Source organism: Candidatus Chloroploca mongolica (assembly GCF_004762035.2).
Classification (GTDB): Bacteria; Chloroflexota; Chloroflexia; order Chloroflexales; family Chloroflexaceae; genus Chloroploca; species Chloroploca mongolica.
On sequence record NZ_SIJK02000003.1, the window covers coordinates 69,118 to 85,577 of the forward strand.

The following is a 16,460-nucleotide window of genomic DNA, read 5'->3' on the forward strand; positions in this document are numbered from 1 at the left end:
CGTATGACCAAGCGCCTCCTCCTTGTTGCGGCTGACGATTCGCCTTTGCGTGCTCTGGTTCACCAGTTCGCCGATCGTATGCAGCTGCACGTCTTTTCTTCACCAAATGAGGCCCTCTGGGAAGTTCGTCTCAATCCACCCGAGGTGTTGCTCGCTGAGTGCGATCTCGCCGAGATGAGTGGCCTCGAGTTGCTTGAGATCGCGCTTTGTTTTGAAGATGCACCACGTGTGCTCCTCTATAGTTCATCCCCCGATAGTCTCTGCGCTACCGCTGAGACGATTGGGGCCTTCCGTTTCCTCCAGGGTGCGCTTGATTCCGAGCAACTCTTTGCCGTTGTTAGCCAGGCTGCCAATGCAGCCCCGTCTCCTCGCGGTGTCGATTCCTCCTTACTGCTTCCCGCTACCCCTGCCGCGCCGTCTGAGCCGCCTCCCCTCGCTTCGGCTGTTCAGGCCGCTCCTGATTATTCGCGTCAGGCAACGGTTGATCCGCCGTCCCCTCCGGCGGCACCATCACCTTCAACTGAGCCGTCAGCGCAGTCTTCCGCACTTCCTGCTGATCAACCACCGCCCCGTCGTGATTTTACGCCGGCACGGGTGGTTCTGCCGACGATGCGCGAACGTGAAGCCGCTGCCGCTGCCGCTGCTGCCGCTGCTGCCGTCGCCGCTGCTCAGCCACCTGTGTTATCAACGCCATCAGCGCCTGCCTCGTCTCGTCCCAGGGGCCTCGCTGCACGCAGCCGGGCTGCTGCTGCGCGGATGCCTGAACCGTCTCGCTCGCCCCTGCCACCCGCTGAGCCGCCATCGGTTGCATGGCGTGCGAGTGAAGGCAATCTTGTGGTCACCGAGCACAATATCAATGCGATTCGTACGGTGATGAGCCATGTGGCGCAGGATCTGGGTACGCAGAGCATCATTTTGACGGATCGCGCTGGGATGCCCCTTGTTGAAGTCGGAAGTTCGTATCAATTGCCGATGATGGTGGTGTTGCCGCTGCTCTCAACTGGATTTTCTACCACCGGTGAGGTTGCTCGCCAGCTTGGTGAAGAACATGGGACGAGTGTCTATATCCACGAAGGCGTGAAGATAGATCTCTATTGCTTTGATGTCATGCAGCGTTTTCTGCTTGTCCTTGTTTTCAACAAGCAAGTGGCCCATTCCAAGCTCGGTGCCATCTGGATCAATACCAAACGTGCTATTCGTGAATTGGATGAGATCCTCCAGCATTAAATGCTGGGGCCTACTGCCTCCAAGAAGCTCGCGTGCGCAGGGGCCATCAAGGTCAGGGCGTTAGCCCTCACTTTGGTGTCCCCTGCGCAACCAGTGCCTCAACTTCGGCCCGCCTCGGTAGCGCAGGCTGCGCTCCGGCACGGGTGACGGTGATCGCCCCCGCTGCCGCCCCCCAGATCGCCGCTTCCCGTGGGCTCATGCCTTCATACAAAGCGACCGCAAAAGCCCCCGCAAAGGCGTCGCCTGCCGCTGTGGTATCGACCGCCTCTACCCGAAACGGGGCAATCGTGGTGGCCCCTTCTTGGTCAACCACCAGCGCTCCTGCCGCTCCCAGCGTCACAATCACGCTACCAACACCCTGCGCTCGCAGTTGCCTTGCCGCCTCTGCCGGGCTCTCTTTGCCCCCACTTAACAGGCGAACTTCGTGTTCGTTTGGTAACAGGTAGTCTACCATCCCGAGTATCTCTCGCCCAAGCGGTTGGGCCGGGGCAGGGTTGAGCAGCGTGGGGACACGATATCGACGGGCCAGGCGTAGCGCTTCGGTGACGGTCGCCACCGGTGTTTCCAGTTGCACCAGCAAGACCGCTGCTGTCCGAAAGAGCGCTTCGGCCGCCTGTATATCTTCCGGTTGCAAGAGGGCATTTGCCCCCAGAGCGACAATGATGCTGTTCTGGCCTGTTGCATCAACGGCGATCAAAGCGATGCCTGTCGCTGCCTCAGGCGTCACTGCGATATGGTTGATCTCAATGTGATCAGCGGCAAGTCTTTGCCGAAGCTCTTCCCCAAAATGATCATCCCCCGTACGCCCAATCATGACGACCTGTGCCCCTAGTCGCGCTGCCGCAACGGACTGGTTGGCTCCCTTGCCCCCAGGAATGGTCGCAAATGGCCCGCCTAGGATCGTCTCGCCAGGCTGCGGGTGCCGTGGGGCTTGGACCACCAGATCCATATTCAGACTGCCTACGACCAGGATGTGCCGCTTCATCGTCGCACCGCTTGATTCAGCCCTTAGGTATCGTTATAATACGCATACGATGGGTATAATACCAGTAAACCTACGCTGATGCGCGATCGTGTCTATCGAACCGAGGGTCTGATCTTACGGCGAAACGATTTCGGCGAGGCCGATCGTGTCGTTTTGCTTGCCACGCCCGCCGGAAAACGTCGCGTGGTCGCCCGCGGGGTGCGCAAAACGACGAGTAAACTTGCCGGACATATTGAACTCTTCACCCATACCAGTCTGATGCTCGCCCTTGGGCGCAATCTTGATATTGTGACCCAGAGCCAGACCATCAGTCCTCATACCAATCTTCGCACAAGCCTCGCTCGCCTTGGTTGTGCCTATTATGCCGCTGAACTCTATGATCGCTTTACCGAAGAGCAAGATGAGAACCCTGCCCTCTTTGCGGCCCTGATCGAAACCTTTGGCCTGCTCGATCGTAGTGCTTCGCCAGATCTTGTGCTACGGGCCTACGAACTTCACCTTATGCAACTGCTCGGCTATCGTCCACAGTTGCACCAGTGTGTGGTCTGTGAGGCCCAGTTGACACCCGTAGCGGATCGTTTTAGCCCTGAATTGGGTGGCGTTCTCTGCCCCCTCCATCGTGACGCCGACCGGATGGCCCTGGTGATGGCTGAACCGGTCTTCCGTTTGCTGCGGTATCTTCAGAGCCATCCGCTTGGTGCCGTTGAGTCGCTGCTCCTTTCGCCAGAACTCCGCCGTGATGTTGAACGCCTGCTCCGTGCGTATGTGCGCCAGTTGCTTGAACGCGATCTCAAGTCTGTCGCTTTTCTTGACGAGAGCCTGCGCGTCGAATAGGAGTGAGGTCATGAATTACGTCGATAGCCTCCTCAGCCGTGGCGAACAAATCGTCTATGTTGCTCGTCAACATATCTTTGTCTTGATCAGCAATATCCTGGCTGAACTCTCGATGGTTGCGTTGCTGGTCGCCGCAGGCGTTGCGTCCCATATTGCGTTTGATACCTCACATACGGTGATGAGCGATCTGACGGCGAGTTCACTTATTTTGCTTATTAGCATTACGATGAGCTTGGTGGTGCTCGTTAGTGGCTTTATCGATTATCTGCGCTGGACTACCGAACAGTATGTTGTGACCGACCGACGGGTTATTCAGGTGCAGGGGGTGTTGAGTAAGCGCGTCACCGATTCGTCGCTCGAGAAGATCAATGATGTCGAGTTGCGCCAGAGTATTGTTGGGCGCATGATGAATTTTGGTACGGTGGCGATCTTGACGGCTTCAGGCAGTGAAGGCCTCAGCGTCATGGATCGTATCGCTGATCCCCTCGCGTTCAAACGGGCGATGATGGACGCGAAACATAATCTTGAACGTGGGTATGGTTTCCTCGAACATGCCTATACCCATTCGTCCGGCGCAACCGGCGATATTCAGCGTACTATCGAAGATCTCGCCAACCTCCGTGATCGGGGCATCCTTTCGAGTGATGAGTTTGAAGCCAAGAAGCAGGAATTGCTGCGGAGAATTTAGATGAGTATCCTCTACGAGCAGATTACCCAGGCCTGTACGACGATCAAGATGCATGCCCGTGTCACTCCTCGCATTGGGCTGATCCTTGGCTCGGGCCTCGCTGCCCTCGCTGATGAGTTGACCCAGGCTGCCGTGATTCCGTATGCTTCGATCCCCGGTTTCCATGAGCCAAAGGTGCCCGGTCATCGCGGTGAACTCGCGCTTGGTTTGATGTCCGGCCAGCCCGTCGCGGTTCTCCGCGGACGTTTCCATTTCTATGAGGGCTATAGTATGGCCGAGGTGACGTTTCCCGTCCGTGTCCTCAAGGCCCTCGGGTGCCAGACCCTGATTGTGACGAATGCCGCTGGTGGCCTCCATGCTGATTGGCAGGTCGGCGATATTATGCGCATTACTGACCATATTTTTCTGCCTGGTTTGATGGGTATGCATCCGCTCATTGGTGCCAATGACGATCGCCTCGGCCCGCGGTTTCCTGCGATGCTCAATGCCTATCAGAATGATCTTGTGCCATGTGCCCACGCCGCTGCCGCTAGCACCGGTGTCCGCCTCCGTTCTGGGGTCTATGCGATGCTCGCTGGCCCCAGTTTCGAGACCGCCGCCGAGATGCGGATGCTCCGGGCGATGGGGGCCGATGCCGTCGGGATGTCCACTGCCCCCGAGGTTGTCGTGGCCCGCCACGCCGGGATGCGCGTCCTTGGTTTTTCGCTTATTACGAATCTTGCGCTGCCCGATGGCTCCCCCGCTAATCACGCCGAGGTGCTGGAGGCCGGTGAGAAGGCGAAGCCTCGTTTCGCTGCGATGCTCCGGCAGGTGCTTGCGCAGGTTGTGAATTGAGAAGGTGAGAGATGCATGCCACTATCGTTGACTTCGCTCGATCAGTTGACACTCCTTGATGCTTCCCTTCGGGCGAAGCTTGAGCCTTATTGGATTACCAGCGTTGAAGAACTGGTCACAACTGCGCGTGCGAGCAATCAACGCTATGGTAGCGGCCTCGTTGCCCTCGCCCTTGCCCTTGGCATCGGTGAGGCGACCCTTCGCCCTTTGATCGAGGCCGCTCTGCCTTTGATGCCTCCCGGACTCTCTTTTGATGTCCCGGTGCAACAAGAGCACGGCGCTGGCCTTGTCCTTCCCGATGATGATGACGATCTCGATGCTGTCTCGTTTTCTGTTCCAACCAATCTCCCCGCCGAGGTGCCCCCGCTCTTCGCCCTCCCGCCCCCTGTCGATCAGGGTGCCCGCAATACCTGTGTCGCCTTTGCCCTCAATGCGGCGCTCCAGGTGCTCAGTCAGGATCCGACTGCGCTCTCGGCTCAGTTTCTCTACTGGGCCGCTAAAGCCGCCGATGGCCTCCCCGGTGATGTAGGCACCGATCCCTTCAAGGCGGCCCTTATTCTCCAGTCCACCGGTGTCTGCCGCGAGTTTACCTGGCCCTATCAACCCGCTCCCCGCGATGACCAGAATCCCGGCCACGGCCCGCCTCCTCCCGAGGCCCACGCCGAAGCGCCTCAACGTCGCGTCAGGCTCTTCCATAAGTTGCCGAAAACGAGCGTTGTGCAAATCAAAATTGCCCTCGCTGCCGGTCATCCAGTGCTGATCGGTTTGACGATCTGGGAGCATTGGAGCGATTCATGGCAGGGGAGTCGCCTCGGGCGGTTGCGCCTCGCGTTGCCCGGTGAGGCCCGGCGTAGCGGCCACGCGCTGTGTGCCCTTGGTTATCGCGATGATCCCCTGGCCCCCGGTGGTGGCTATTTCATTGTCCGTAATTCCTGGGGCGATTCCTGGGCCGCTGAAAATAGCGATGGTCCTGGCTATTGCCACGTGCCCTATCGCCTCATTGTCGAAAACGGCCTCGCCTCCATCGCCCTCGAAGGTGCGCTGATCCAGGTCGTGCCTGTCGCGGCACCATCCGCAGCGCCTGCCGCGCCAGCGACATCGCTGCATCAGGGTGCTGCCTCCCCCACCTCAGTCCCAGGCGAATTGGCCGCTCTCTATGCCGAAGCGACTGATCTCAAAGCTCGCCTCGATGCCTTTGTTGTCCGCCTCGGTAGCCTTCTTCACGCCGAAGCCTCTGCTGGTTCACCTCAGCAACCTGATCCTTCAACCAGGCGTACGTCAGATCCTGTAGGCGCAAGCTCTGGGGAGCAAAGCCCGGACTTCGCCATCGGCATGCCGCTCCTCCTTCTCACTCCGTCCGAGGCACCAGATTCCGAAGAGCTCTACCCCAATGGGCTTTCGCCCGATGGCCGCCCTTTGCTACGGCTCAGCACGGCGGTTGCCTCGGATCTCGCTCGCAATAAAATTGCTGCTGATCCCAGGCCACTCGCTGATTTGCATAGAACAAAACTTGATGCTGAAGAACAGCACCTCGGTACCGTGGTTGATGTTGATATCCAGAGCCTGCCCCAGGCGCACTGGGCCGTGGTGATCAATGCCAATGAAGATGCTGCCCTGCTCAAGGCGATCTGGCCCCTGATCGCCCATCGGATGCGCCAGATGGGCCATGCGCCTCCGTCGGTCGATTTCAGAGCGGGCGAAACTGCGGCAGCCTGGCTTCTCCGGCATACCGACAATGGCCTTCAGAACCTCAAAGATGCCTGGGGCCAGATACCTCCTGTCCTCATCTATCGCCACGATGATACCGTGCGTACTTGGCTGAATCGCTATGGCCTTGCCCCTGGCCCCGTCGATCCGCGCCGTGGCGTGCCCTTCTATCTGCTGCTCCTTGGGCATCCGGGGCCGCGTCAGGCCAATGATACGGCCTTCATTCCCTTTCTCTTTCAGTATCAACTCGATATCTTCTGGGGCGTTGGACGTCTCTGTTTCACCGATGCCAATGGTCTGCATCGCCTCGCTGACTATACTACCTACGCCGAACGCCTCGTTGCCTTCGAGCAGCGCCAGGACGCCGCTACTCTCCTCCGCAAAGAGGCGCTCTATGTCGCAACCCGCCATGCGCTTGATCCTGCCACTATCCGCAGCGCCGACGAGTTGATCCAACCCCTTGCCCGCTGGAGCAGCGATCCAACGAGTACGCCCCTCAAATATGGTTTTGCGCACCGCCTCATCGTCGGTGAGCAAGCGACCCGTGCGCAATTTGAGACGCTTTTGCGCGGCAACGGCGATGCCAAGGCTCCGGCCATTCTCTTCACCGCGACCCACGGCCTCGGCCTGCCGCTCAACGATGATCGCCTTGTCGCTTCGCAGGGGGCCCTTGTCTGGCAAGACTGGGATGGTGTTGGCAATGTAAAGCGTGAGCACTGGTTTGCCGGTGAGGATCTCGCTGCGCTTGGCGCTACCCCGCACCTCGAAGGCACGATGGCGCTGCTCTTCGCCTGTTATGGCCTGGGCTGCCCAGCCTACGACGAGTTTATTTTTGATGCTCAGCGTCGTCGTCCACGCATTGCACCGTTCCCGTTGCTCGCGCAGTTGCCCCAGCAAATTCTGCGCAACGGCGCCCTCGGTGTGCTCGGTCACGTTGAACGCGCCTGGACCTTCTCTTTCACTGGTGTCGAGGGGGCGCGAGCCCAGTCGCAGGCTTTTGAAGATCTGCTGGGACGCCTCATGCGTGGCTGGAGGGTCGGCCACGCGACCGATCAGTTCAACGTCAATCAGGCCGAACGTGCCGCCGCGCTTGTCCAGGAACTCGAAAATACCGAGTTTATCATCACCAATGGGGGTACCCCCGATAACCGGCTGATTGCCAGGCTCTGGATGGCGCGCAACGATGCGCGCAACTATCTCTTCCTTGGCGATCCCGCCGCTCGCCTTCCCTTCGCCGAAGAAAGTTGAGTTATGTCATCGCTTGCCGAACAATTGACTGCCTGGCTCAGTGCTCGCTATACGACCTATCTTGAAGAACTTCGCCAACTCTGTGCCTTTGAGTGTTTGACTGACCATAAACCTGGGGTTGACCAGGCTGGTAACTGGGTGCGTCAGTGGGCGATGCAGCGCGCCTGGTCGATTGATGCGTATCCCGATTCCGAGGTTGGTGACGGTCTCGTAGTCAGTTGCCGGGGCACCGGCCAGTTGCGCGTGATGCTCGTCGCTCATCTCGATACCGTCTATCCTGTCGGTACCGCAGCTGAACGCCCCCTTCGCATCGAAGGCGACACCCTGATTGGCCCTGGCACCGCCGATAACAAAAGTGGTCTGCTCTCGGGACTCTATGCCATCGAAGCCCTCGCCACGCTTGCCCCGTCATCCTTTGGCCTGCTCAGTCTTGTCTGTGGTGGCGACGAAGAAACGAGCGCACGTGCGTCGGGTGCTATGCTTGCCAGCCTTGCGCCGCACTACGATCTTGCGCTCGTGCTCGAAGCAGGTCGCGAAAATGGCGATATCGTCAGTGCCCGCAAAGGTGGTGGTCTCTTCACAGTCACGGTCACGGGCCGCGCTGCCCACGCCGGTGTCGAGCCCGAAAAGGGGGCCAATGCAATCCTTGCCCTCGCGCATCACATTCTTGCCCTCCAGGCGATGAATGGAATGTATCCGGGCATGACCGTCAATGTCGGGGTGATTGCCGGTGGCAGTGTGCCCAATACCGTACCTGCCCTGGCCGAGGCTCAGGTTGATCTGCGTATCACCCATCCTGATCACACCGCCCCCGTTGAAGAGACGCTGCAAGCTCTGGTACAACGCGACCTTGTCCAGGGCACCCGTACCACCCTCACTGGCGGATGGGGCTTTGCCCCGATGGCGCGTACCCCTGCGATTGCCAGGCTCGCCGAGCTCGCCCGTAGCTGTGCCAGTGAGCTTGGTTTTGCCCTCACCGACGCCGCGACGGGTGGCATCAGCTACGCCAATCTCCTCGCAGGCGCAGGCTTGCCTGTGCTCGATGGCCTTGGCCCTATCGGCGGGCTGGATCACAGCCCCGATGAATATATCGACCTCTCAAGCATCATCCCGCGCACGGCCCTGCTTGCGCTGCTCATTGCCCGTTCGGGCGAACAGTAGTTCCTCTTCGCCCATCCCGTTCGCGAAGGGATCGGCTGGCGGGCGTTGGGGCGCAGCGGGCTGCGCCCTTACCAGAAGACGGCTGGCCCGCCGTGGAAGAGGGATCGGCTGGCGGGCGTTGGGGCGCAGCGGGCTGCGCCCTTACCAGAAGACGGCTGGCCCGCCGTGGAAGAGGGATAGGTTCGCGGGCGTTGGGGCGCAGCGGGCTGCGCCCTTACCAGAAGACGGCTGGCCCGCCGTGGAAGAGGGATAGGTTCGCGGGCGTTGGGGCGCAGCGGGCTGCGCCCTTACCAGAAGACGGCTGGCCCGCCGTGGAAGAGGGATAGGTTCGCGGGCGTTGGGGCGCAGCGGGCTGCGCCCTTACCAGAAGACGGCTCGCCATCCGCCGAAGAGGGATGGCGCACTAGCCCCGCCGCCCCGTCTGATCACTGTAGGTGCTCTCGAAGATCTTGTCAGCATTGCCCGCCTCGAAGCCCTCGCGCCGATGCTCACGCCGCAATTCATGCGCAGGCAGATGCGCATATGCCTCAAGCGGACGCCGTTCGGCAAACTCGACATACGACCCCGAGATGGCATGTTTTTCGCCACCCGCGAAAGTCGCCTCAATCATCTCGGCCACGGTGCTACTCTGCAACAAGGTGCCATCAGGACTGATCTTCACCTTGCCGCCCGCATCGTTCAGCTTGAAGCCGTGTTGCTCAAGGAACGCGTTAAAGGTCGGAATCGTATCATACCCCGTCGGCAAGTTGTGGATCGTTACCGTGAAATGGTTGAGATAATATCGATTATAGATCACCCACGCCGCATACTCGCTCTCTTCGGCCAGGCGACAATAATCCGCCCATGTCGGCAGGTGCCACAGACTCTTGTGCAGGAAGGCATCCACCTGACTGGCATCATCCAGATCAAGATCGTCAACGGGATCATGCGTGACTTCATCGGTATAACTCTGAATGATGGCCTGCGCTTCGGGCGATAGATCGCTCACCCGCAACTCCGAGATAAAGATGCGTGGCAGATCAACGCGTGGCGGATGATACCAAAATGCGTTCAGTTTCTTCCCTTCAAAATGATACGCATCACGTCGCTCGTATCCGTAGTGTAAAAAGATGCGCTCAAGAGACGCGATGCCAAGCTGTGGCACCCCCATGGTGCGGAAGGCAATATGATCGTTTTCGATCTGCTCGGGTGCTGTAATCAGTCCTTCGGCCATCATCGCCGCAATAATCTTGCCTACATCCGGTACGCGCTCCTGGTACCGCCGCATCAACCCATCCAGCACCTGCTCAAGCGTGGTTAATCGATCAATCGTTGTCATAACACTGTTCTCCCTCTTTCGTCACGGACGCCACTGTCCTGTGAACTGACACCTTCAAGTATAATCTGAATTCTACCGTAAGAGAAGCTCTCATGCTCCTTTGTCGCTTGTGCTCATCTCGCTCTGCTCTTAAGACATGGTTTCAGGGTGCTTTACAGTTGACGCTCATCGGAGTGCCGACTTCAGGCGTCTTCCCGCTCAGCCGGCTGAAGTCGGCACTCCACGTCGAGGGTAAAGCTGATCCGGCCCTTCTGAAACCTTGTCTCAGAAACAAAACCGGCCTGAGACCTCACCGGTCTTCATCTTCAAGACCGGTGAGGTCTGATGGGCGCTCACCCTGTTTCTTGCGTCACCACTGGCCCGCCGACCATTTGGTACTTAGGGTGACACTACGGTAGGTCAACGGGAATTCGTCTAAGACCAATGACGCTTGAAGGCAACGCATGGTCATGCTGAAAGGATCGTGTATGCAACGATTGATCACCTTGCTTGCTCTGGGGCTCTTGTTCCTCATCATCTTTGCGGCCACCCTTGCTTATGCGCAGATTAATCAGCCTGACCTCGTCGTGTCCCCAGAGCAATCCGTGCTCGCGTCTGAGGTGCCCGTCCCCCGGGTGCGCCCAACCCAATCTACACCTCCATCTCCGCCCGAGGTTCCGACCATTGTGCCCGCACCCACTACGATTGTCCTTTCACAACAGACGAGTCCTTCACCTTCACAATGGCAAATCCTCTATGATGGTACCCGCGAAGGCGAAAAACCAGACGATCAGGGCTTTTTTAGTTATCAAGCGGCAACCCGCCAGCCTCCGCTTGCCGCCGATACGCTTTACGAAGCAGGTGGCACGACGATGCGTAGCCTCACCCAACTCGCCGATTATGCCGGCTACATTGGCTTCCTTGCCGAGCCACAGATCCTGACCAGAACGGTGGGTTATACGCTGACCATGACGGTTGAATTGCTCGCCGAAACACACGCCAGTCCGGATCGGGCCGGGTTTAGTCTGCTCATCCTGGATAATGCGAGCTGGGGGGTCGAGTTGGCGTTTTGGGAGGATCAGATCTGGGCCCAGAATGACGGTATACGTGATCCTGGTCCGCTCTTTACCCGAGGCGAAACAGTCCCTTTTACGCCGATGCTCCGCCCCTTCACCTACACTCTCGCCGTCCAGGGCGATCAGTATCGCCTCATTGCGGATGCGACCACCATCTTGACTGGTCCGCTGCGTCGGTACGAGCCAGTTCTCTCGATCGAAAACCCGCTTCGCCTGATCTATTACCAGTCCAACCTCATCTTTCTCGGTGACAACACCAGCGCTGCCGGCGCCAATGTTCGCCTCCACTACGTTGCCCTTGACAATGCCTTGCTCTCATCGACACCAGCCGCATCGCGCCTCTTCATCCCGTTGCTCCGCCGGTAGTCAGGTGTCTGGTTAACAAGAATTGCCAAATCCAGGCCCGATGCTTGTGAAAAATCCAGCTTGTGTATAGAGATTCTCTCCCTGAAAGTGGCACTCCTTGTGTTGCAAATCATACAACTAGTGCTATGATATCCACGGGATAGCAATCATCAGTCCGGTGGAGCAATAGGTGAGCATTATCTTGCAAGCGATCAGGCCAGAATCAGACCCTTCAGGATCTGAAAAAGCCTCTTCCCACCGAAAAGTTGTCATTTTTCCTCTCTGTAGCCACACGACAACCATCGCTTACCTTTGGTGCATATGAGTCATTTTTATTGACACTCCTAGACATTCATGGTACTATTGCCGCATATCCGAGCGATAGTCGAGATGTAAAGGGCATCAAAGTTTTTAGCATTTAAGCAAAAATGCCCGCCACTGGATGGTCTACCCCGAATGTTTTCGCCCGCCTGTTAATGGATAAGCAGAGCAGCCCGCTCCTGGAAAGGTACCGATGCGAACCCTCATCTTTACGGGCAAAGGCGGTGTCGGCAAGACAAGTGTCGCCGCAGCAACAGCGTTGCGGGCCGCCGACATGGGCCTTCGCACCCTCGTGATGAGTACCGACCCGGCCCATAGCCTTGCTGACTCACTGGATCTTGAAGGACCCCTTGGCCCCGATCCTGTGCGTCTGACGCCAACACTCGACGCACTCGAAGTGAGCATTTATCATGACATCGAGTCAAACTGGGGTATCGTGCGTGAGCACTTCTCGCAGTTGATGGCTGAACAGGGTGTCGAGGGTATTCTGGCTGATGAGATGAGTATCCTCCCCGGTATGGACGAGGCTTTTCCACTCATTCGCATCAAGAAACACAAGGATGAAGGTGACTACGACCTCCTTGTGATCGACTGTGCTCCCACTGGTGAAACCCTTCGCCTGCTCTCGGCTCCCGAGACGTTCAAGTGGGCTATCGGGATGTTGCGTGGTGCTGAGAAGTTTCTGATCAAGCCGCTTCTTCGTCCAATGAGCAAGGTGACGCCTGGTCTCAGCAAAATGGTCGCTCCCGCTGAGGTCTACGAGGCAGTGGATAATATTTTCCAGCAACTGGAAGGTGTCACCGCTACCTTAGCTAATCCGCTCGAAACGTCGGTGCGTCTGGTGATGAATCCTGAGAAGATGGTCATTAAAGAGAGCCAGCGCGCTCTGACCTATCTTTCGATGTATGGGATGACCGTTGATACGGTCGTGGTGAATAAGATTTTGCCGGTCAATGAGGATAGTGGGTACCTCAACCACTGGAAAGATGTCCAGCAACGCTATCTCCAGGACGTCGAGCATTCGTTCGCGCCCCTGCCCATTCGCCACGTGCCCTACTACCCCGAGGAGGTAGTTGGTCTCGAGAAGTTGCGTGCGATGGGCCGTGACATCTATGGTGATACCGATCCGAGTGCGGTGCTCTATAATGAGGCACCAATGGATATCAGTAAGTTGCCTGATAATTCGTATCGGGTCAAGATTAAGTTGCCGTTCGCTGATGTGAGTCAGCTCGATCTCTTCCAGAATGGCGATGAACTGGTCATTCAGATCGGGGACTTCCGACGGATCATGACCTTGCCAACGAGCCTCGGAGGCCAGGAGGCGGGTCAGGCTGAGATGGAAGGGGACTGGTTGATTGTTCCTTTCTATGCAGCTAATGGTGTTCCTAGCTGAGTTTAGGTGTGACGCCCGATATCATCGGCGTGAGCCTTGCAAGGCTACTTCACAATGGGGTCAATCGGGGCGTTTGCCCCGAAGCCTATAAATCAGGGTGTTCGTTTAGGTTACAGGAGGTGTACGGATGGCCGTCACACGAGGCTGGTTCTCAGAGTCGTCAGCGCAAGTTGCGCAAATCGGCGACATCATGTTCCAGGGTCACTGGCAGTGGGTGTCGAATGCACTCCAGGCCACGTCGGCAGCGGTCGAGAATATCAACCGCAACGCCTACCCCGGTATCTCTCGCAGCGGTAGCGGCGAGGGTACTTTCACCGCTCCGGATGCAGGCTTCCGCCCGAAACGCATTCGGTCGCGCTTCAACCGGTAGCACGTTGTCCGTAGTCCGTAGTCCACGATCTGTGTGCTTCACAGGTCGCGGCCTACGGACTATCGGCTACAGGCCTTCCTCATGATCAGTTTGCTCTACCATAGCCATACCGTAGTTCCCGCCCATCTCGCTGAGCTTGAGGCGATGCATCTTGTCGAGCCCGATGAGCAGATCCTCGTGGCTTTCGATGGGGTCATCCTTGATGCCAATGGGCAGCGACTCAGTGGGCCAACCTTACATGATTATTGTCTGTTGACGAGCCTGCGCGTGATTCTGTGGGCACGTGATTATGGACAGCATCTCTGCTGCGCGTTTCCGCTCGCTGAGCTGACGTCTGTTGAAGGTGTGGGGCTCGATCCGCTCCACGCGCAAATCACCATGACGTTTGCGGCACCTGATGAGGAAGAACAGCAGTTTACGCTGGCCCTGTTGCCCCTGGTGAATCTGCAGGCTGCCCTGGTGTTGATGCGTGCCGCCAGTGCTGCCGCACGTGAACTTGCTGACCATGGGGTCGATGCGCGTGAGGCTGGGCCTGAAATTATGGCGGTCTTGAGTGAGCAGATCTATGGGCACGTGGATGGGTTACGGCCTAATGAGACTCCCTATCGCTGGCCCGGTGCGGCGGTTGTTCAGCCGACGCTGAGCCCTACGCCTGCGTTTGCCCACGATCCTGCGAGTTTGCCGCCAGGTCAGATCTATGCGGCTGGTCGCCTCGCTCGTTCGGCCTGGGATACCCTTCGCCGTTCAATTCGTGAAGCTGATTTGCCGCTTCCGTTTGATTTGAATGGTAATAGTTTACGTGAGTTGACCGAGACGATCCGCGCAATTAATGATCTTGTGCATACGGTCTCAAGTAGCCCGACGGCCCAGCAGATGGCGATGGCGTTCCTTAATCGCAATAATAATGCCCAGGGTGCCCCGCCGTCTCCTATGGCAACCGCTGATGCCGCTGCTGCCTTTGCCGCTCAGGCATGGCAGGCTCAGGTGCAACCTGAACCGGATCTTCCTGGGGTTGCAGTGCCACCATCGCCGCCATCACCGCCGAATGATTATCACGAGATCCCGTTGCGTCGTCGCAATACGTCTCCTCTTGATGCAGTTGTTCCTGTTGCTGAACCGCCTGTTGAGACGGTTCAAGCCGTGCAACCGGTAGTGGAACGCCGTCAGCCGCTTGCCGACCGCTCTCCATCAGTTGCCGCTGCGCCTGATCATCGCGAGATTCCTTTGCGCCGTCGTACTAGTTCCTCGCCCACAGCCCGTACGTTTGGTCAGGGTCATCGTACCCCGGCTATGAGTGGCTCAGGTGACGCCGGTTTGGAAGATCGCGCTATCCCGCCCGAAGACCGCCGCCCATAATGGACTCGCTGCGACCTGTTGATGATGGTCGCTTAGTAGCTTATTTAGACTAGATAGGGAGCGACTATGAGCACTCGCCCGTATCTCGGCATCAATGTGAACGCGGCTAGCGCTGATGAATTGCGCTACCGTGGGCTGCTCGAGGAGGGCGAGATTCTCCTCGCCCTCTTCGATGGTGTGCTGTTGGACGAGCGCCGCCGACGTGTTGGTGGCTTGGCCCTCTCCGATTTTGTGGCCCTTACCGAACGTCGGGTGATTACCTGGGCTCGTGGCTTTTTTAACGATACCGTTGATAGCTTCGAGTGGAAGGATGTCGATGTCGTTGAGGCTGAAACCTGGGATCCGTGGCACGGCCGCGTGACGCTTGCGTTCCGTTTGCCCCCGGTTGCCGCCCGCAAACGCCGCATTGCCGTCAATGGCTCCGTTGAGGATCCTGGCAGCGGTGAACGCTTGGTGATCAATACACTCGATTATATGCCGACCGATGATGTGACGATCTTTGCGCGTATGGTCGAGTTGATCGGTGATCAGATTATCGCCGGTGTTTCTGGCGAAGAATTGGTCGCTGCGTTTGCTGAGGCCTTCCCTGTCGTTGAGCACGAGCCGCTTCAGCCATTCTTTACGGCACCTGAACCGGCCCCGCCCCCTGTCGCTGAACCTCTTCCCGAGGCAACGCAGACCCGCAAACGCTGGTGGCAGGTCGGCAGCGGTGGTGAAGAACAGCGTGAACTGGTTCCTCCGACGACGCCTGGTAATCTGATTGCCGCGTATGAAAGTCAGCGTGGCGGCGCTCCTGCTGGCAGTGGTGTTTCGCCGCTCTCTTCGACTGGCCCTATTGGTCCGTTGCCCAATTTGCCTGAACAGCCGAGTATGTATGAGGTCAGTCGCTCGCTGCGTCTGGTGCTTGAAGCTCCTCGTAAGCTGGCTCGCGGCCTCCGTCGTGCGACCGAGGCTGTGGGTGGCGCAAATGAAATGGTTAGTGGTCTCCAGGATCCGCGTGTCCGCCGCAATGCGATGCGGGGCCTCTATTATGCCGCTTCTCAGCAAGAGTCTGAGGGTGGGCCGTTTGCGCCGGTCGCGCCAGTCGTGCGTGCGGCCGTTCGCTTCGCCGAGCCGCTTGAGGATGAACAGGCTGACCAGCAACAGTCGAAGCGTATTCAGGTTCGCGCTGCTGTTCGCCGCGCGCCTCCTTCTACTCAGCAGGTTGCACCTGAGACGAAAATGTCTCCTCCTCCAACGGTTGCACAACCTCGTACATCGCCAGTTGAGGCCGATCACCTCGACCCGCAACGCCCCGAGCCGGTGAAGCGCTCGATTAGCGTGCGCCGGATTGAGACTGCCCCTCAACCAGTCGCCCGCGAGGAGTCTGCTCAGGCTGAACCGGTTCAGCCTGCCGCTGATCATTCGCCAACGCTTGATCCTAATCGTGCTGCACCTGTGCGACGCATTGCTGTTGGTCGCCCTGAACGGGTGCTCCATGCACAAGAGACGGTTGAATCCGCAGGCCCACGCGTCATTAGTTATAATGGCAATGGCGTCCATCACGCCGAGGATGAATGAGCAAGCAAGCCATGTGGAGAGGCCTGGCCTCTCCACATGTGCTCGTTGGCACGAGGTA

General features: G+C 58.3%; 13 protein-coding genes. 11 read left to right on the plus strand and 2 right to left on the minus strand.

Annotated elements, in window-relative coordinates; genetic code table 11:
* The first annotated feature begins 3 nt into the window (after positions 1-3).
* Complete coding sequence (locus EYB53_RS02630) at positions 4-1,227, plus strand: response regulator (RefSeq protein WP_135476441.1); 1,224 nt, start codon at positions 4-6, stop codon at positions 1,225-1,227.
* A gap of 67 nt (positions 1,228-1,294) precedes the next feature.
* On the opposite strand, the gene rbsK is transcribed toward EYB53_RS02630, so the two are convergent.
* Positions 1,295-2,212, minus strand: a complete 918-nt coding sequence (gene rbsK / locus EYB53_RS02635; RefSeq protein WP_135476444.1) for a ribokinase — start codon at positions 2,210-2,212, stop codon at positions 1,295-1,297.
* 78 nt (positions 2,213-2,290) lie between these two features.
* On the opposite strand from rbsK, the gene recO reads away from it, so the two are divergent.
* From recO to EYB53_RS02660, 5 genes are read left to right on the plus strand one after another with little or no spacing between them, the layout of a single operon-like run.
* Entirely contained in the window at positions 2,291-3,046 is a 756-nt protein-coding gene (gene recO, locus EYB53_RS02640) for a DNA repair protein RecO (RefSeq protein ID WP_135476446.1), read from the plus strand.
* 10 nt (positions 3,047-3,056) lie between these two features.
* Positions 3,057-3,734, plus strand: coding sequence for a PH domain-containing protein (locus EYB53_RS02645; RefSeq protein ID WP_135476448.1), 678 nt, complete (start codon positions 3,057-3,059; stop codon positions 3,732-3,734).
* Positions 3,735-4,568, plus strand: a complete 834-nt coding sequence (locus EYB53_RS02650; RefSeq protein WP_135476450.1) for a purine-nucleoside phosphorylase — start codon at positions 3,735-3,737, stop codon at positions 4,566-4,568.
* A 15-nt stretch (positions 4,569-4,583) separates the two neighbouring features.
* A complete protein-coding gene (locus EYB53_RS02655) occupies positions 4,584-7,523 on the plus strand; it encodes a C1 family peptidase (protein ID WP_135476452.1) in 2,940 nt (979 codons plus the stop codon).
* Positions 7,524-7,526: 3 nt separating this feature from the next.
* On the plus strand, positions 7,527-8,684 hold the full coding sequence (locus EYB53_RS02660) for a M20 family metallopeptidase (RefSeq protein ID WP_135476458.1): 1,158 nt from the start codon (positions 7,527-7,529) through the stop codon (positions 8,682-8,684).
* A 403-nt stretch (positions 8,685-9,087) separates the two neighbouring features.
* On the opposite strand, the gene EYB53_RS02665 is transcribed toward EYB53_RS02660, so the two are convergent.
* Positions 9,088-10,002, minus strand: a complete 915-nt coding sequence (locus EYB53_RS02665; RefSeq protein WP_135476460.1) for a DUF1338 domain-containing protein — start codon at positions 10,000-10,002, stop codon at positions 9,088-9,090.
* Between the two features lie 467 nt (positions 10,003-10,469).
* Here EYB53_RS02665 and EYB53_RS02670 point away from each other — a divergent pair, with 467 nt between their 5' ends.
* The 5 genes from EYB53_RS02670 (at position 10,470) to EYB53_RS02690 (ending at position 16,402) form a co-directional block, all read left to right on the plus strand.
* On the plus strand, positions 10,470-11,423 hold the full coding sequence (locus EYB53_RS02670) for a choice-of-anchor Y domain-containing protein (RefSeq protein WP_135476463.1): 954 nt from the start codon (positions 10,470-10,472) through the stop codon (positions 11,421-11,423).
* Positions 11,424-11,916: 493 nt separating this feature from the next.
* Entirely contained in the window at positions 11,917-13,116 is a 1,200-nt protein-coding gene (locus tag EYB53_RS02675; RefSeq protein ID WP_135476465.1) for an ArsA family ATPase, read from the plus strand.
* Between the two features lie 127 nt (positions 13,117-13,243).
* A complete protein-coding gene (locus EYB53_RS02680; protein ID WP_097650419.1) occupies positions 13,244-13,486 on the plus strand; it encodes a bacteriochlorophyll c-binding family protein in 243 nt (80 codons plus the stop codon).
* A gap of 81 nt (positions 13,487-13,567) precedes the next feature.
* On the plus strand, positions 13,568-14,842 hold the full coding sequence (locus EYB53_RS02685; protein ID WP_135476467.1) for a hypothetical protein: 1,275 nt from the start codon (positions 13,568-13,570) through the stop codon (positions 14,840-14,842).
* Positions 14,843-14,908: 66 nt separating this feature from the next.
* The gene (locus tag EYB53_RS02690; RefSeq protein ID WP_135476469.1) at positions 14,909-16,402 is read left to right on the plus strand and encodes a hypothetical protein; all 1,494 of its coding nucleotides are present in this window, start codon (positions 14,909-14,911) and stop codon (positions 16,400-16,402) included.
* The last annotated feature ends 58 nt before the right edge of the window (positions 16,403-16,460 follow it).